Genomic DNA, 16639 nt, shown 5'->3' with positions numbered 1-16639 from the left:
ATTAGAGAACATTCAAGGCAGCATCAAATTGCCCTGTTTGCGCCACTGGTTGACCAAGGCAGGAACGCCTTCACCTGCAGTGGTGTTAATCGCTAGAACGCCCGGCGGTGTTAAGGCATCCGCGTCGGGGTCGACCAGCGCACACGGGGTATCCAAGTCAATATACGATAGCAGCGATGCTGCGGGCATAACCGCCAAAGACGTGCCCACCACCAGCAAAAAATCCGCCTGGCTAACAAGTTCGCAAGCGTCTTCAAACAGCGGCACCGATTCACCGAACCACACCACGTCCGGGCGCAGTTGGCTGCCTTTGTCACAAATATCGCCCAGCGCAATACCGCCTTTCGGCAGTGGATAGCGTAACCGCACATCCACTGAAGAGCGCGCCTTCAAAATCTCACCATGCAGATGCAACACATCACGCGACCCCGCACGCTCATGCAGATCATCAATATTCTGCGTAACCACGCTGACTCTAAAGCCATCTTTTTCAAGCGCCGCCAAGGCTTTATGGGCAGCGTTGGGCTTGGCCTTACGAATTTGCTCCCGGCGCAGGTTATAAAACTCCAGCACCCGCTGAGGATCTCGCTGCCAGCCCGCAGGCGTAGCAACCTCTTCAACAGGGTGGTCTTCCCACAAGCCATCGCTGGTACGGAACGTTTTAATACCACTCTCGGCGCTAATCCCTGAACCGGTAAAAACCACTAGGTGCGGTGGTGCTGTCATGTTTTCCTCGACTAAATCACTGCTTACTGTTTCCTAATATACCAGTTGCCCTATAGTCCCCGCGAAGCGCTGCTTATTACGATATGGGTAAACATCAATCACTCGACCATCGACAATGGCCTGCTGTAGCTCCAACCAGTAATCGGGATCAAATAACTCCGGATGCTGTTGCATAAAAATCGCGCGCAGCTGCGGGTTGGCAAACATAAACGGGCCGAACTCCTCGGGGAAGATATCATTGGGGCCAACGTAAAAACTCTCTCCACCACCTCCCTGAAAGTCATTGCCATACGATTTAGGCATGTGCCGAAAGCGACACTCCGTGAGATAGCACACCTCGTCATAATCGTAAAAAATCACTCGGCCATGGCGGGTAACACCAAAGTTTTTTAACAGCATATCGCCCGGGAAGATGTTCGCTGCAGCCATCTGTTTAATGGCGTTACCATAGTCTTTGAGCACCATTACGCGCTCGTCCGCGCTGCACTGCTCCAGATAGATATTCAGCGGTGTCATCATGCGCTCGGTATAGCAGTGCTTGATTATTACCTTGTCATCTTTCAATGACACAGTAGACGGTGCTACTTCTAGCAAGTGCTCTAGACACTCTGGCGCAAAGTGATCCTGACGCACGATAAAATTCGAGAACTCCTGGGTATCAGCCATACGCCCAACACGGTCATGGCGTTTCACCAGGCGGTATTTCTCGCGCACTATCGCGTGTGTGACCTCTTTGGCCGGATCGAATTTATCTTTAATGATCTTAAACACGGTGCGAAAGCTAGGTAGCACAAACACCGCCATCACCATGCCACGCACGCCAGGTGCAATGACAAACTGGTCCTCACGCTTGGCCACTTGCAAGTTTAACGCACGGAAAAATTCGGTTTTGCCATGCTTAAAAAAGCCAATCGCGGCATACAGTTCGCCTTCAGGCTTATGGGGCATGAGCTGTTTTAAGTAGTGGACAAACTCCCCAGGCACCGGCACATCGACTTGGAAGTAGGCACGAGTAAACGAGAAAATAATCGAGACTTCATCGGTCTCGGTTAGCACGGTATCCAGGTGCAGGCAGGGATCGCCGCCCTGCTGCTCTCCAAACCCTTCACCATGTAGAATAGGTAATACCAGTGGCACCTGCTCACCGCCACCCAAAATGCGGCCGACTAAGTAGGCCCCTTTATTGCGGTAAAAGACGCTTTTCAATAGCTCTAATTGCGCGTCTTCTGACTGCAAAATAGTGGCGGGAAGCAGGGTTTCTAATAGGCCTGCAGCTAGTTCAATATCGCGCTCCAGATCAGCAAAGGCATTTTCAAACGGTGCCTCTTCAAGCGCCCAAGCAAGCGCCTGAGACCAATTACCGTTGACTGAATGCTGTCGACAAAGCTCAATTCCAGAATGATGCGCAGCATCTTCTCGGGAGCTGTATACAAACATCCAGTCATTGCGAATATGCCGGTGGTGGAAGATCGAGCAGAATAGCGAGTTAAAAAACGTCTCTGCCAACTCGTAATCCAACCGCTGACTAATCAGCTGCGCATAGTGCTCACGCGCCTCCCGCCAGGTCTCACAGTACGTAAGCGCCTCATGATCAAACGTACGCTGCAAACGTGTCAGCGTATCGCCCACTTTCTCTTCATAAAGGTTAATCCGCGCCGCTGAGGCTTGCTGGGCATCACGCCACGCCGCATCACGAAAACGCCGACTGGCGTCAAAGGTGATCTGCTTGAAGCGTGCTCGGTAGCCATCAAATCCATGCAGAATAGTGGCCGCTAAACGATACGCGGGAGAGTGCTTCATGGCGGTGCTCCTGACTATTTCCCCCAGCTTCGCGTAACGGAGCACTACATGCGAGAAGACCTTGGTGGGTAATCCGCATGTTTAAGAAAGCAGCTGGATGTTTTAGCACTCATCATAAAAAGCCTCTGGGCCATTGGGCACAGAGGCTTAAACTACCTAGTCAGCCTAGGCGATTAGGATCAAACATTACAGCTTGGCAGCAGCTGGCGCCGACTCGTCAATGTCTAGCTCTTCTGGGGCAGCAGTCACCAGCGCAAACTCCTCTTCAGCGGTTTTCGCCACCAGCTTATTCTTGCTGTAAAGGAAGTAGTACGCTGCACCAGCAATGAATAGAACAATGGTGTAATTAAACGCGCGGGGGTCGAAAGCATAGACACCGGTCAGCGCGACGAGGGAAAGAACTAATGCAACGCCAGAGGTCACCACGCCACCGGGTGTTTTATAAGGGCGCGGCAAGTCAGGCTGTTTCACTCGTAATAGAATGTGGCTGAGCGCCATCAATGCATAAGAGAGCGTCGCGCCGACAACGGCCATCCCTAGAATCAGATCACCCTCGCCGCTAAGTGAGACCAAAAAGCCAAATACACCAGGCACAATCAGCGCCAGATAAGGCACTTTACGTTCGCTGGTCAGTGACAGCGGTTTTGGTAAGTAGCCCGCCCGAGAAAGTGCAAACACCAAACGGCTGTAGCCATAGATAATCGAGAAAAATGACGCCACTAGCCCCGCAAGACCCAACACATTAACCAGCGTGGCAAGTGTTGGGTTGCCCGCAACGTTAAGCGCATCGACCAGCGGCACCCCACTTTGACCAATCATTTCAGCCCCTGCCGCGCCTGCCAGTAACACCACGACCAATAAGGCGGTAAATAGCAGGAACAGCATCGCAGCAATAATCCCTTTAGGCATATCCCGCGCGGGGTCTTTGGCTTCCTCTGCCGCTAGCGGCACGCCTTCAACCGCCAAAAATAGCCACATCCCAAACGGCAGCGCTGCCCAAATACCGTACCAACCATAGGGCATAAAGGTGCTCGCACCGGCTGCATCGGTGGGCGCAATATCAAACAGATTCGCTGAATCAAAATTGCCAATCAGCGCCACTGCCGTTGCCAAAATCGCAAACACCGCCAGCCCGCTAATCACCATCATCACTTTTAGCGCTTCACCTACGCCTGCTAAGTGAATGCCGATAAACACTGCGTAGAACAGCAGGTAAACCAACGGCCCATTAATGCCCAGCAGCGCTTCGACCGCCGAGCCGATAAAAATCACGATCGCAGCAGGCGCAAGCGCGTACTCAATCAACACCGCAAGCCCGGTTAAATAGCCACCGGCTGGCCCCATCGCTTGGCGGGCAAAGCTATAACCTCCACCTGCGGCTGGAATCGCTGCGGACATTTCCGCCAATGCTAATACGAGAGCAAGGTACATCAGCGCCATTAAGCAGGCGGCAATGGCAAAACCACCCCAACCCGCTTCAGCAATACCGAAGTTCCAGCCGGCAAAGTCACCGGAAATAACATAAGAAACCCCAAGCCCTGCTAGTAATAGCCAGCCCGCGGTACCTTTGCGCAGCTGGCGCTTGGCCAAATACGCTTGATCGACAGAAGGTTGTGTCATTGTCATGCCCTTTTCAGTGTGGAACGCAATCGTTGTCAGCGGCGTGCTGAGTCGGGGTGTTGGTTCCATATTGTTGTTAGGAGTGTTGTTAGGAGCGTTTTTATAAGTGTTGTTATTGATATGTCTTTATTGATGTCGTTAATGGGTTGCGCTTAGCGCGCAAGCGCTCACTAATCGGCCACCAGAAAGTTTTGAGTTGTCCCCCCTGTTGCACCGTCTAATACGTTGTCCTCGCTACGATCTTTCAGTTGCACGCCAGACAGTTTCCGCTGACGAGCTTCGGTTAATAGCAACAACAACCGCCGCGCGGCTTCTTCCGGTTTAAGCCCAGCTGGACGCACGTTTGAAATGCAGTTGCGGCGATCATCTTTTAAGCCCACTTCAGGCTCCCAGGTCATATACAGCCCGAGGCTATCAGGGGAGCTTAAGCCTGGGCGCTCACCAATCATCACCAGCACGGCATCGGCATTAAGCAGCGCGCCAACCTCATCACCAATCGCCACGCGGCCCTGCTCTACGATGGTTAATGGCGCGAGCTGCCACTCTCGCTGATCACTCTCAAAGGCGCGATACAGCGCAGTAAGAAACGGCGCACTGTTCTGCTGTACCGCCAGTGCGGAAAGTCCATCGACAATCACCACCGCTAAATCGAAGCGCTGGCCACGTTGCGCCGCTTGTTGCAGTTGCTCTCGCGAAGCGTCGTCAAGACGACGGCCATAATCCGGACGCTGCAGATACATGGCCCGGTCCACTGCGTGGCTATGCACATGAATCGGTGTCTGGTTCAGGCTCAGCGCTGTCGTTAGCTCATCGGCCAGCGCGTGACACTCAAGGGGGCAGTGAACGGCATCCTGGGCTTGGGCATGAGCCAGTTGAAACGCCAATAGCTGATGCGTGGGCAGACTAATGCCCGCTCGTCCAAGCCCAATGCGAGCATCGGTAAATGCCCTCAGCCGCTCCCATGGGTTAGCGATCACCATCGGTGGGGCTTTTTTCGATTCATTATCAGACATCGCGAGCAGCCTCCTTTGGTAAGTGGCGCAGGCTATTAGCGAAAGCGGCCGGGAGTTGATCATTTAACCGATAGGAAGAAACATCTTGGAAGATTTGCATCTTCGCCAGCCACTGCTCGAACTCCGGGGCGGCCTTCAACCCAAGCACGCGCCGTGCGTAAAGGGCATCGTGAAAGGACGTGGTTTGATAGTTGAGCATGATGTCGTCAGAGCCGGGGATGCCCATCACAAAGCTACAGCCCGCCACGCCTAACAGCGTTAGCAGGTTGTCCATATCATTTTGATCGGCTTCAGCGTGATTGGTGTAGCAAACATCACAGCCCATGGGCACGCCTAGCAACTTGCCGCAGAAGTGGTCTTCCAGCCCCGCTCGGGTGATTTCTTTGCCATCGTACAAATACTCAGGGCCGATAAATCCCACCACCGTATTCACCAGCAGCGGGTTAAACTTGCGCGCCACCGCATAGGCACGGGCTTCACAGGTTTGCTGGTCCAAACCATGATGAGCATCAGCGGAAAGCGAGCTGCCTTGCCCGGTTTCGAAATACATCACGTTGCGACCAACCGTACCGCGATTCAGCGTCTGAGCGGCCGCCTCGGCTTCTGCCAGCGTACTCAAATCAAAGCCAAAGCTGCGGTTGGTGGCTTCGGTACCACCAATGGATTGAAAAACAAGATCTACCGGTGCGCCCTGCTCAATCGCTTCGAGCGTGTTGGTCACATGCGTGAGCACGCAGGATTGGGTGGGTATTTCGTATTTCTGAATGACATCATCCATCAGGCGCATTAGCTTGATGCTTTGGGCGACATTATCAGTAGCAGGATTGATCCCAATGACCGCGTCGCCACTGCCATACAGCAAGCCATCCAGAATACTGGCGGCAATCCCGGTCACGTCATCGGTAGGATGGTTGGGCTGCAAACGCGTCGATAACCGCCCCGGCAAACCAATCGTATTGCGAAATGCAGTCGTCACATGGCACTTCTTGGCGACTAGCATCAAATCTTGATTGCGCATCAACTTGCTAACAGCGGCGGCCATTTCAGGGGTAATGCCAGGGCGAGCCGCGGCTAACACATCGCTGGTGGCATAGTCAGACAACAGCCAGTTACGAAAGTCACCCACGGTTAAATGCTTCAGCGGCGCAAACGCAGCAGCATCATGCTCATCGATGATTAAACGGGTAATTTCGTCTTGCTCATAGGGAACCAGCACATCATTCAAAAACGTGGTTAGCGGGAGCTCTGCCAGCACCATTTGCGCCACTACCCGCTCTTCTGCTGATTCGGCAATAACACCTGCCAAGCGGTCACCGGAGCGTGGCGGCGTAGCCTTGGCCATTAATTCCGCCAAGCCATTAAAGCGATAGCGGCGGCTTCCAACAGTTGTGTGATAGGTCTGCGCCATGGGACCTTCCTTTTTTATATTTAAAAGTGGCTTTTTCAAAAGCGACGATTTCTATAACTACGGTTTCTAAAACAATGGCGCCGAATGCGCGTTGAGGAACAGAATTTGCTTGTTTCCACAATAGCGCTATCACTTAATGGGGAGTATCGAGTTTTGGCAAACCTGTCATACTTATAAAAACATAATTAAATACAATAAATTAGAGCGAAGCATGCAACGTGACGGCACTTTAATCACGTTCACAGGAGTTTTTCATGACGCTGACAAGCCAAGACATTGCACCAAAAAAATGCATTCAAGAGGCGTTTGATGCCGACGAACATGCCCAAAACCTGACCCGCTGGCAGCAGCAATACGACCAACTAAGTCCTGGCCGCTTTTATGGGCGACTAGATGAAATTGAGTTACCCGCCATGCAGGTGTTTAAAGAACATACCGGGCAAGCGCTGCGACAAGACTGCCGGGTGTGGGCTGACTCTCTCTGGCTGGGCATCCCCACTCAAGCACCAGGGTCACGAATTAATGGGCAGGCGTTGGAAGAACATGAGGTGATGTGTCACCCCGGTGGTCGTGATTTTGAGCTGGTAACCCCCGAGGCGTTTGATATCTATGGACTAGTGATACGTATGCCGTTATTACAGGCTGCCGCCCAGCGACAGGGGGTGATACTTGATCATGAGTGGCAAGATTCACCCCGCCGCCGGGTAGCGCCTGAAACTCTGCATGCCGTGTCTTTTTTACTTGAACGCTTACTCTCAAATCAGCACGGCTCCATCGCTGAAAACGTTCATCAAGATATTTTGCTAACAGGCCTAATGGAAGTATTAAAAGCCAACCAAACAAGCCATGAATTGCCTCCCAGCTATGCTCATCGAAAAGCAGTGGTTGACCGAGTGAAGCGCTATGTTGATGAGCACCTGGAAGGTCCAGTCACCATGGAAACGTTATGCGAGCTAACTCATGTCAGTAGGCGTACGCTGCAATACAGTTTTACGTCTATCCTTGGTATTAGTCCGCTGCAATTTTTACGTTTAACGCGGCTGAATAGAGTACGTCGTGCTCTGCGCAGCGCAGAGCCTCACCAAACAGTGACGGAAATTGCCACTTACTGGGGCTTTTGGCATTTGGGGCAATTTGCTCATGACTATAAGCAACAGTTTGGCGAAAGCCCTTCGCAGACGTTAAACGCGATTCATTGAGCGTGCGCGGCATCCCTTTCGGGGCAAAGATCTTATATCGAGGTAGAGACCCTATGGTAAATACCACCGCCTGGAATCGCTTGCGCTATAGCATTTATGCACCAGTCTATGATTTGGTGGCGACTAAAGCGTTTCGCAAACCCCGCAGAAATGCGCTTAACCAAGTTGACTGGGAACCCGGCATGCGAGTGCTGCTGGTGGGTGCAGGCACCGGTTTAGACCTGCCTTATTTACCGCGCGAATTAGAAATCCATTTAACCGATCTGACCCCCGCAATGGTGACGCGAGCCCGTGAACGAGCGGAACATGCGCAACGTGACGTGGTATGTCGTGTGATGGATGCTGAAGCACTGGACTATCCAGATGCGCATTTTGACGTCGTTGTGATGCATCTTATTTTGGCGGTAATGCCCAACCCTGAACAAGGACTAGCCGAAGCGCACCGAGTACTGAAAAACGACGGGCAGCTATGTGTTATGGATAAATTTCAACCCGACACCCACATTGCCGGTCCAAGTCGGCGAGCACTGAACGTCATTACTTCATTGATCGCGACCGACATCACCCGCCAGGCAACGCCACTGCTTCAACAAGCAGGCTTCAACATCCGCCGCGACGAACCCGTATTGATGAATGGCCTTTTTCGCGCACTTCTAGCAATAAAGTAAACTGCCCTCACAACTGCACATCTCCTCAAAATACCAGTACAACTAAAATAACAACGTCCAATACTGGTACAATTAACAGCAACCCGTTACTTGCACGCTTCATCAACATGTAAGGTGACCAATGCCTAAAGCAGCTGTGAAACGCTTCCGTCGTTTACCCGAACAAGAGCAGTCCCGCGTGATTGAAATGGCTTGGGAAGATCGCACTCCGTTTGAAGCGATCGACACTCTGTTTGGCTTAGGCGAGCCGGACGTCATAGAGGTAATGCGCCACCAGCTTAAGCCAGCCTCGTTTCGACTGTGGCGTAAACGCGTTACAGGTCGCGCGACTAAACACACGGCTTTGCGATCGCCAGATGTTTTACGCGGCTACTGCCCAACGCAATATAAGCGTTAATCATCATTTGCTACGAAAAATCAGAGGATGCCATCTTCTAAAGGGTCTTTTTAACCGCCTATTTAATGTTATATTATCACATAACATGATACCGCTTATCAAAACCCGCTTAGAGGTACATTCACAATGACCGTGTTTTCTCCCCTGCCCGTCACCGTGCTTTCAGGATTTCTAGGTGCAGGTAAAACCACCGTACTCAATCATATTTTGGCTAACCGCGAAGGTCGTCGCGTTGCGGTGATTGTCAACGATATGAGCGAGGTCAATATCGACGGTGCATTAGTGCGTGGCGGCCCTGGCGAGTCCACGTTAGATGGCGAGGTAGCGCTGAACCGTTCTGAAGAGCGGTTAGTAGAAATGAGCAACGGCTGCATTTGCTGCACGCTGCGTGAAGATTTGCTAGAAGAAGTTAGCCAACTGGCCAGAGAAGGTAAATTTGATTACTTGGTGATTGAGTCCACAGGGATTTCCGAACCGCTACCGGTGGCGGAAACGTTCACCTTTGAAGATGAAAGCGGCCAGAGCCTTTCCCACGTTGCACGCCTTGATACGCTGGTCACTGTCGTCGATGGTGCCAACTTTCTTGAGCAGTACCGCGAAGCGCAGAGCCTCGCTGAAGCGGGTGAAAGCTTAGGTGACGACGACGAGCGTAACGTCGCTGACCTGCTGGTCGACCAGATCGAGTTTTGTGATGTATTACTGATCAGTAAAACGGATCTGATCAATAAAAAAGAGCTTGATGCACTAACGGCGATTCTGCGCTCACTAAACCCTGATGCAGAGCTGGTGCCCATCACTCAAGGTGGTGTGCCGCTAGACAAGGTGCTTGATACTGGCAAGTTCAATTTTGAGCGCGCCCAGCAAGCGCCTGGTTGGCTAAAAGAGATGCGTGGCGAGCATGTACCAGAAACCGAAGAGTACGGTATCGGTAGCTTTGCCTATCATGCTCGCCGCCCTTTCAACCCGCAGAAATTTCACGCTTTACTCAATGAACAGTGGTTTGGTAAAGGGCTGCTACGCTCGAAAGGCTTTTTCTGGCTTGCTACTCGGCCACGCTTCGCAGGCCAATGGAGCCAAGCAGGTGGTGTTGCTCATCACGGCCCAGCGGGCGTGTTCTGGAAAGCTATCCCCGAAGCTAACTGGCCGGAAGATCCTGAAACTCGCCAGTTCATTATGGAAAAGTGGCAGGAGCCATTTGGCGATATGCGCCAGGAGCTGGTGTTTATCGGCCAGAACTTGGACCAAGCCAAGATGCGTGACGCACTAGACGCCTGCCTGCTAAGCGAAGCTGAGCTATTACAAGGCATGGAAGCCTGGAAGCAGCTACCCGATCCGTTTCCCGCTTGGGAGTAATGCTTTAACTGCCGGCGCTAGCCAAACAGTGCTCTGCCCACTGCCTTACTTCAGGGTAAGCACGCTGCTCAAAGACCGCGAAGCCGTTAAGGCCGCGGGCTTTGAGTGGCGTAAAAATCGGCATGGTTAAACCACATAAGAAGTGTGCCAACCGCTGGGCATTGGGCGGCTGGCCGAACTGTGCGGTATGGCGTTCAATCAGCGGTGTGGCATAGCGGATGAACTCCTTTTCAGATAGCACGGGTAATGGCATCGCATCCGGCAGCCGAACCGGGTTGCCGTAGCATACCGAACAGTGACCACAACGGCCCTGCTCGGTATCAAGTGGTCCATCGAAGGTGGTATCCCCAAAATGCTCAGCTAACCGCCGAGTCAGGCAGCTTTGCGACTCAAACAGTGCCAGCATTGAATGCAGCCGATCAATTTCGATTCGCTCCCGCTGTAGGCACTCATTAAACAACTGGCTTGCCATCGCCGCGACCGAAAATTCCGGCTGACAAATTTCATACACATCGGTCATGCGTTTACCTTCCAGGGTCAGCCAGCCTTTATCCTGAAAGTATTCAAGCGCGGTAATGACGCGGGCACGGGAAGCATCAATTTGCTGTGCCTGCCCAGCCTGATGCAGCCGCTCAAAATCTACCGTCCCCCAGGTGCGAGCAATAGCAATATTGTCGATCAACAAGCGTACAAAGGCCGCCCGCTCTCCTTCAAAACGCCCCACCAAGGCAGTAGGCTCAATATGGTAGCGCAACCGATACTCGGCTAAGAACGCAAAGCGCGGCGCAATAATGCCGTGCATTTCTAGCCGCACTAGCAGCGTTTTAAGTGGCAGCAGGCGGATATTGGTATCTCGGGAAAGCGTATTGAGCAGCACTTCCCACTGGCGATCTGGCGCTTGACCGGCTGATGAGATTTCCTCCAGTAAACGCACAATACCCACGTACTCAGGCGTATCGCCATAAACGAAGTTCTCCAGCACCCGCAGACCATCGCGTCCGGCAATGGTTAAACAGGTGGAAGGCAGTCCATCGCGCCCTGCCCGACCAATTTCCTGGCTGTAATTCTCAATCGATTTAGGCAGATCGAAGTGCACAACGTTGCGGATATTGCCTTTATCAATCCCCATGCCAAAGGCAATGGTAGCAACTATGCAGGGCGATTCGCCGCTCATAAACTGGCGCTGAATGTCGTCGCGGCGGGCTGAGTCCAGTCCCGCATGGTACGCCTGGGCAGCAATCCCCTGGGCGGCCAGCGCACTTGCCAGCTGCTCGGCAGTTTGTTGCAAGGTGACGTAAATAATCGTAGGCGCTTCGTTGCCAGGCGGCATTTGTGGCATAAGCCAATCAATCAGCTGTTGCTGACGATTTTCCATCGCGGGCACCACCAGAAGCTCTAAGTTAGCGCGATAAAAGCCAGTGGTAATGACATTTACCGGTACGATTGAGAACTTTTCACGCATATCAGCGATAACCGCTGGCGTGGCCGTGGCAGTCAGTAGCAACACCTGGGGAATAGCAAAATCACGCTGATAATCGGGCAGTTTAAGGTAATCGGGGCGGAAGTTATGTCCCCACTCAGAGAGACAGTGTGCTTCATCAACCACTAGCAGTGATATCTGTACCTGACGTAGAAAGTGCCGAAAGCGCTCGTTCTTAAGCCGCTCCACCGACACCATGAGGATTTTCAGCTCACCGTTTTTGGCGCGCTCCATCACATCACGGGTCGTATCGCGGTCTTGGGTGGAATCAATACTGGCCGCTGCAACACCATGGCGCGTCAAGAAAGCGAGCTGATCCTGCATCAGTGCCAGCAGCGGCGATACCACCAGCGTCAGGTGTGGAAGATGAAGCGCAGGCAACTGATAACAGAGTGACTTCCCCGCCCCGGTAGCAAAAATCGCCGCCGTGGAGTGCCCCTCCAACACTCTGGACACCACCGCCTGCTGGCCGCCGCGAAAATCATCAAATCCGAATACTGCCTTCAGCGTCTGCTGCGGTGATAGCGAGGTCATGGCCGTTCCCTGGAGTGTCGTCAATACGTTAGGGCTAAGCTAACGCGTTCACGTTATTTTCTCCAATCAAGGGTGCCCATTAAGCGCAGGGTTGCGGCTTTTCATTCTGTGCGGGGAGAGCCAGCGCCTGCCAAGCCTCAAAGGTGGTAAAAAACACCTGCCCTGTTAACTCGCGGTAAAGCGCTGTGTTTGTTAAGTGATCCATCACAGGGCCTTTCACTTCCGCCAAGTGCAGCGTTGCGCCAGCATCTTTTAACCGTCCGTTAATCGCTTCTAAGCTTTCAAGCGCGGACGCATCAATCACATTCACCGCCTGGCAGGTCAATACAATGTGTTTTAACGAAGGGGACCGAGCAGCCAGCGCCATCACGGTATCTTCTAAGTAGCGAGCGTTAGCAAAGTAAAGGCTTTCATCAATGCGCAGCATGGCCACATGTTGATCGGTTTCGACCTCATGGCGCTTCACGTTGCGAAAATGCTCGGTGCCCGGCACCCGCCCTACTACGGCACTATGGGGCTGGCTGGTGCGATACAGGTGCAGCCCTAGTGACAGCACCACACCGCTGATAATGCCGACCTCGACACTGTGCAACAAGGTCAGAAGCAAGGTCGCCACCATTGCCACGCCGTCGCTGCGGGAGTATTGCCAAGTGCGCTTTACTGCGGGCAGATCAATCAATGTGCCCACGGCGACGATAATAGTAGCGGCCAATGTCGCCGTCGGCAGAAATGCCAGCAGACCCGTGAGCAACAGCGTAGAAAGCACAATACCTAAGGCGGTAAATGCCCCAGCCAACGGTGTTGCCGCCCCCGCTTCAAAGTTCACTACCGAGCGTGAAAACCCACCTGAAACCGGCGAACCACCACTGATGCCAGCGCCCAAATTGGCCATTCCAAGAGCGATGAGTTCTTGATTAGGATTGATACGCTGGCGGCGCTTAGCTGCCAGCGTTTGCGCCACGGATACCGATTCTACAAAGCCCACCAAACTGATCAATAAAGCGGCAGGCAACAGGCCAAGCCATAGCGACTGATCTAGGCTAGGCAGCGCAATGGCAGGCAAGCCGCTAGGCACAAAGCCGACCAGATCCACGCCGTACTGCCCCAAGTTAACGTGCCAAGCCAGCAGCGTAGTCACCATCACCGCTGAAATCGGTGCGGCTTTGACCATCAAACCAGAAGCACTGGCCGAGATACCTATCGCCATCAGCCAGGTATTCAAGCGCTTGCGGCAAACCAGCAGATAGCCCCACACCCCTAAGCCAATCATCAGCGTGATGAGATTGACCTGTTGCCACTGGTTGAACAGTGCGCCCAGCAGCTCGATGACATTATGCCCCGCAGCCTCAACACCTAGAATATGCTTGAGCTGACTAATGGCGATCAAAATTCCCGACGCAGTGATAAACCCAGAAATAACCGGATGGCTTAAGAAGTTGACCAAAAAGCCCAGCCGCAGTACGCCCATGGCAATCAATATCACTCCTGAAAGCGCCGCCAACACCAGTGCAGCGCCAATATATTCAGGGCTGCCTGGAGTAGCAAAGCTGCTTAAAGCCGACGCCGTCATTAACGCTGCCACGGCTACCGGCCCTACCGCCAAGCTGGCACTGGTACCAAAGATGGCGTAAAGCACCAGTGGTAGCATACTGGCATACAGGCCCATCTCTGGCGGCAACCCAGCCAGTAAGGCATAGGCCAACGCCTGGGGCACCAGCATTAGCGTGACGATAACGGCTGCCAGCGAATCTTTAAATAACAAAGCCCGGTTATAGCGCCGCAGCCAGCCAACCACAGGCACCCAACGCTCTATGTTCATGGGGAGTACTCGCTCTGGTAATAGCACTGACTAAGGCAAATCACACCGCACGCCTACGCCGTCTGATTTTCAAGCCCTTGGCGGTGCGCTTCCAAATCAAAACCAGCTGCTTTGGCAGCAGAAAATAGTTCCGCCAGATCGCATTTTTCGGTATGGCGCTTTGCGTAAGCCCAAAGATGGGTAGCACGCTTACCTGACCGACAAAACGCCAAAATAGGCCGAGGTAGCTGCTGCAGCGCCTGAGCAAAAGCAGCGACATCCGCTTGGCTATACTCGCCGGGGGTCACCGGAATGTGTACCCAATGAAGGCCAAGTTCTGCTGCTTTAAAGCGGTAAGCATCCTCTCCAGAAAACTCAGCGCTTTCACCAGGCTTGCAGTTACAGATCACCGTTTTAAAGCCCTGAGCTTTTACCTGCTCAAGCTCCTCGACCGTGAGCTGTGAAGTAATAGCAACGCCCTTCTCTAACGATTGTGTTTGCATGCATCTCTCCTAGAGTTTCTCGCTGCCGCTTTCAGCAGCAGCGCATGGCACAACCCCGCCAAAACAATTGTTATAAACATATCTCATTTTGGAATATAAGCAATAGCGCACGACAAAAACACCCGGGACTTTGTTGAGAAAAGACCCGGGTGGCGCATAAATATCGAAGGGAGAAACGTAGCGCTATTGAGTGGTGTCGCTGTTAGGGAACGCCGGATTAATTGAACGCTTTCTCTAGCGCAAAGCGCGGCTGTGGCTGGCCATCTTTGTTAACGCTTTCAGTGAACATTGTCAGCGGGCGCACCCACAGGCCGTAGTCGCCGTAAAGCGCACGGTAAACTACCAGCACCTCTTCATTTTCACTGTGCTGAGCGGTGCCCAGCACTTCGTAAAGGCTGCCTTTATAGTGGCGATATATACCGGGAACAGGCGCAGTCATTCACTTTCCTCTTGTTGGGTCGTTGAAGGCATGGGCTTAGCGGCTTTTTTAGCCAGCCGTTCGAGCACTTTTGAGGCAGCGACAAAACCAAACGTACCAGTGACAAAGGTGGCCGCGCCAAAGCCTGAGGCACAGTCTAAACGGGTCGCATCACCGTTACCGGGCTTTTGCAGACAGACTTCGCCGTCAGCGCCAGGGTACACCAGCTGTTCATCAGAATAGACACACTCAACGGAAAAGCGCCGCTTAGGATTACGCGAAAAACCATAATCACGGCGCAGCCGCGAGCGCACCTTGGAAAGCAGTGGATCGTGTTCAGTACGTGTTAAATCAGCCACCTGAATGCGGGTAGGATCCGTCTGACCGCCTGCAGCTCCCGTCACGGTAATCGGCAGTTTACGTCGTTTGCACCAAGCGATTAGCGCTGCCTTGGCGATCACGCTATCAATCGCGTCCACCACATGATCGGCATCATCGGGGATACGCTCGGCAAGGTTAGTGGGTGTGACAAACGAACTGTCGGCTACGACGTTTATCTCCGGGGCAATCAAGCGACAACGCTCGGCCAACACGTCCACCTTTGGCTGGCCAATAGTGCCGTCTAACGCATGGAGCTGACGATTGACGTTGGACACGCATACGTCATCCAAATCAATCAGTGTCAGCTTGCCAATGCCAGAACGCGCCAGCGCTTCTACCGTCCAACTGCCCACGCCACCCACACCCACTACCACAACATGGGCATGGCGAAACGCCGTGGCAGCACGCTGACCATACAAGCGGCGAATGCCGCCAAAGCGAAAGTCATAATCCGAAGACATTACAGGCTCTCTATTTACAACATGCTATTTGACAGCACGGTTCGATTCGTCACGACTACCGCTGAAGCGCAGCAGGCGTTGAGATGGTTGGGGTTCGCACGCTATCTAGCGGCAGATGCCCAGCCCAGCCGAATTGCTCAAACAGGCTTCTCATGGTCGCATCGAGTGCGCAGCTTAGTTGGATGCGCTTATCGGTTAAGGGGTGATCAAACGCTAAATAGGTGGCAGCCAACAGCAAACGGGGAGCATTCAACTGATCCGCGAAAAAGCGGTTGTGGACACTTTTGCCGTGCTTGGCATCACCAATAATGGGATAACCACGCCGAGAAAGATGGCGGCGGATCTGATGTCGACGCCCGGTCATAGGCCGCGCTTCCACTAGTGAATAGCGCGCCACTGGATAGCGGTCTACCTGCACAGGCAGTTCAACGCTATCCAGGCGACGAATATCGGTCATCGCGGGCATAGCAGGCATCTCGGCTTTGGGGCGCGTGCCATCTTCTTCCCGTAGTGGGTAATCAAGGCGCTCTTGCTCCGGCGACTTGCCCCTCACTACCGCCAGATAGCGCTTTTCTACCTGCCGTTCGCTAAAGCCTTCACTCAACACGGCTGCCGCTTCAGATGATAAACCAAACACCATCACGCCGGAGGTGGGTCTATCTAACCGGTGCACCGGATACACTCGTTTGCCAATTTGGTCACGCAGGCGTTGAAGCAAAAATTCTGTTTCTCCACGCGCCAGCGCCGAGCGGTGCACCAGCAACCCAGACGGCTTATGCACGGCAACAAGGTGCTCATCCTGATAAAGGATGTTCAATGGCAACATGGCACTCCCCGATAGCGGCAATTGAGATAACAAATCGCGGTGATTTGAAGCAGC

Annotated in this window: 15 protein-coding genes; 4 read left to right on the top strand and 11 right to left on the bottom strand. The window is 53.2% G+C overall.

The genetic code is table 11. The annotated features are described in order from the left end of the window. Positions 1 to 12: 12 nt before the first annotated feature. The 5 genes from NDQ72_03270 to NDQ72_03250 all read right to left on the bottom strand — a co-directional run bounded on the left by NDQ72_03270 (position 13) and on the right by NDQ72_03250 (position 6567). Positions 13 to 726 (bottom strand): NAD-dependent deacylase, encoded by a 714-nt coding sequence (locus NDQ72_03270; GenBank protein ID WKD28977.1) that lies wholly within the window; start codon positions 724 to 726, stop codon positions 13 to 15. A gap of 33 nt (positions 727 to 759) precedes the next feature. Further along, positions 760 to 2526 (bottom strand): bifunctional isocitrate dehydrogenase kinase/phosphatase, encoded by a 1767-nt coding sequence (aceK, locus tag NDQ72_03265; GenBank protein ID WKD28976.1) that lies wholly within the window; start codon positions 2524 to 2526, stop codon positions 760 to 762. Between the two features lie 186 nt (positions 2527 to 2712). Beyond that, positions 2713 to 4146, bottom strand: a complete 1434-nt coding sequence (eat, locus tag NDQ72_03260; protein ID WKD28975.1) for an ethanolamine permease — start codon at positions 4144 to 4146, stop codon at positions 2713 to 2715. Between the two features lie 170 nt (positions 4147 to 4316). After that, positions 4317 to 5159 carry an ethanolamine ammonia-lyase subunit EutC gene (gene eutC, locus NDQ72_03255; protein WKD28974.1) on the bottom strand — a complete coding sequence of 281 codons (843 nt, stop codon included), beginning with the start codon at positions 5157 to 5159 and terminating at the stop codon, positions 4317 to 4319. After that, entirely contained in the window at positions 5152 to 6567 is a 1416-nt protein-coding gene (locus NDQ72_03250; protein ID WKD28973.1) for an ethanolamine ammonia-lyase subunit EutB, read from the bottom strand. Before NDQ72_03250 ends, eutC begins: the two co-directional genes overlap by 8 nt. A gap of 254 nt (positions 6568 to 6821) precedes the next feature. Between NDQ72_03250 and NDQ72_03245 the strand changes: the two genes are divergently transcribed. From NDQ72_03245 to zigA, 4 genes are all read left to right on the top strand, one after another. Continuing rightward, entirely contained in the window at positions 6822 to 7766 is a 945-nt protein-coding gene (locus NDQ72_03245; GenBank protein ID WKD28972.1) for a helix-turn-helix domain-containing protein, read from the top strand. A gap of 53 nt (positions 7767 to 7819) precedes the next feature. Continuing rightward, entirely contained in the window at positions 7820 to 8434 is a 615-nt protein-coding gene (locus NDQ72_03240; GenBank protein WKD28971.1) for a class I SAM-dependent methyltransferase, read from the top strand. A 121-nt stretch (positions 8435 to 8555) separates the two neighbouring features. Next, positions 8556 to 8831 (top strand): TIGR03643 family protein, encoded by a 276-nt coding sequence (locus NDQ72_03235; protein ID WKD28970.1) that lies wholly within the window; start codon positions 8556 to 8558, stop codon positions 8829 to 8831. A 126-nt stretch (positions 8832 to 8957) separates the two neighbouring features. Further along, complete coding sequence (gene zigA, locus NDQ72_03230; protein WKD28969.1) at positions 8958 to 10184, top strand: zinc metallochaperone GTPase ZigA; 1227 nt, start codon at positions 8958 to 8960, stop codon at positions 10182 to 10184. Positions 10185 to 10188: 4 nt separating this feature from the next. Here zigA and NDQ72_03225 read toward each other — a convergent pair whose 3' ends face one another. From NDQ72_03225 to NDQ72_03200, 6 genes are all read right to left on the bottom strand, one after another. Then, positions 10189 to 12198 (bottom strand): RecQ family ATP-dependent DNA helicase, encoded by a 2010-nt coding sequence (locus tag NDQ72_03225; GenBank protein ID WKD28968.1) that lies wholly within the window; start codon positions 12196 to 12198, stop codon positions 10189 to 10191. 79 nt (positions 12199 to 12277) lie between these two features. After that, positions 12278 to 14017: a sulfate permease gene (sulP, locus tag NDQ72_03220; protein WKD28967.1), complete on the bottom strand. Its 1740-nt coding sequence runs from the start codon at positions 14015 to 14017 to the stop codon at positions 12278 to 12280. A gap of 53 nt (positions 14018 to 14070) precedes the next feature. After that, the gene (locus NDQ72_03215) at positions 14071 to 14499 is read right to left on the bottom strand and encodes a TIGR01244 family sulfur transferase (GenBank protein ID WKD28966.1); all 429 of its coding nucleotides are present in this window, start codon (positions 14497 to 14499) and stop codon (positions 14071 to 14073) included. A gap of 217 nt (positions 14500 to 14716) precedes the next feature. Then, entirely contained in the window at positions 14717 to 14938 is a 222-nt protein-coding gene (locus NDQ72_03210; GenBank protein WKD28965.1) for a DUF1653 domain-containing protein, read from the bottom strand. Next, the gene (gene tcdA, locus NDQ72_03205; protein WKD28964.1) at positions 14935 to 15759 is read right to left on the bottom strand and encodes a tRNA cyclic N6-threonylcarbamoyladenosine(37) synthase TcdA; all 825 of its coding nucleotides are present in this window, start codon (positions 15757 to 15759) and stop codon (positions 14935 to 14937) included. The genes NDQ72_03210 and tcdA overlap by 4 nt, the downstream gene beginning before the upstream one ends. A 55-nt stretch (positions 15760 to 15814) precedes the next feature. Continuing rightward, positions 15815 to 16585: a pseudouridine synthase gene (locus tag NDQ72_03200; protein ID WKD28963.1), complete on the bottom strand. Its 771-nt coding sequence runs from the start codon at positions 16583 to 16585 to the stop codon at positions 15815 to 15817. Positions 16586 to 16639 lie beyond the last annotated feature (54 nt).

Source organism: Halomonas sp. KG2, assembly GCA_030440445.1.
GTDB lineage: Bacteria > Pseudomonadota > Gammaproteobacteria > Pseudomonadales > Halomonadaceae > Vreelandella.
Note: the sequence above shows the minus strand (reverse complement) of the source record. Positions and strands in the feature narration are given on the sequence as shown.

Excerpts from the sequence above, each read along its gene's own strand:
- NDQ72_03270 (WKD28977.1), bottom strand. The coding sequence starts at position 726 with ATGACAGCACCACCGCACCTAGTGGTTTTTACCGGTTCAGGGATTAGC.
- aceK (WKD28976.1), bottom strand. The coding sequence starts at position 2,526 with ATGAAGCACTCTCCCGCGTATCGTTTAGCGGCCACTATTCTGCATGGA.
- eat (WKD28975.1), bottom strand. The coding sequence starts at position 4,146 with ATGACACAACCTTCTGTCGATCAAGCGTATTTGGCCAAGCGCCAGCTG.
- eutC (WKD28974.1), bottom strand. The coding sequence starts at position 5,159 with ATGTCTGATAATGAATCGAAAAAAGCCCCACCGATGGTGATCGCTAAC.
- NDQ72_03250 (WKD28973.1), bottom strand. The coding sequence starts at position 6,567 with ATGGCGCAGACCTATCACACAACTGTTGGAAGCCGCCGCTATCGCTTT.
- NDQ72_03245 (WKD28972.1), top strand. The coding sequence starts at position 6,822 with ATGACGCTGACAAGCCAAGACATTGCACCAAAAAAATGCATTCAAGAG.
- NDQ72_03240 (WKD28971.1), top strand. The coding sequence starts at position 7,820 with ATGGTAAATACCACCGCCTGGAATCGCTTGCGCTATAGCATTTATGCA.
- NDQ72_03235 (WKD28970.1), top strand. The coding sequence starts at position 8,556 with ATGCCTAAAGCAGCTGTGAAACGCTTCCGTCGTTTACCCGAACAAGAG.
- zigA (WKD28969.1), top strand. The coding sequence starts at position 8,958 with ATGACCGTGTTTTCTCCCCTGCCCGTCACCGTGCTTTCAGGATTTCTA.
- NDQ72_03225 (WKD28968.1), bottom strand. The coding sequence starts at position 12,198 with ATGACCTCGCTATCACCGCAGCAGACGCTGAAGGCAGTATTCGGATTT.
- sulP (WKD28967.1), bottom strand. The coding sequence starts at position 14,017 with ATGAACATAGAGCGTTGGGTGCCTGTGGTTGGCTGGCTGCGGCGCTAT.
- NDQ72_03215 (WKD28966.1), bottom strand. The coding sequence starts at position 14,499 with ATGCAAACACAATCGTTAGAGAAGGGCGTTGCTATTACTTCACAGCTC.
- NDQ72_03210 (WKD28965.1), bottom strand. The coding sequence starts at position 14,938 with ATGACTGCGCCTGTTCCCGGTATATATCGCCACTATAAAGGCAGCCTT.
- tcdA (WKD28964.1), bottom strand. The coding sequence starts at position 15,759 with ATGTCTTCGGATTATGACTTTCGCTTTGGCGGCATTCGCCGCTTGTAT.
- NDQ72_03200 (WKD28963.1), bottom strand. The coding sequence starts at position 16,585 with ATGTTGCCATTGAACATCCTTTATCAGGATGAGCACCTTGTTGCCGTG.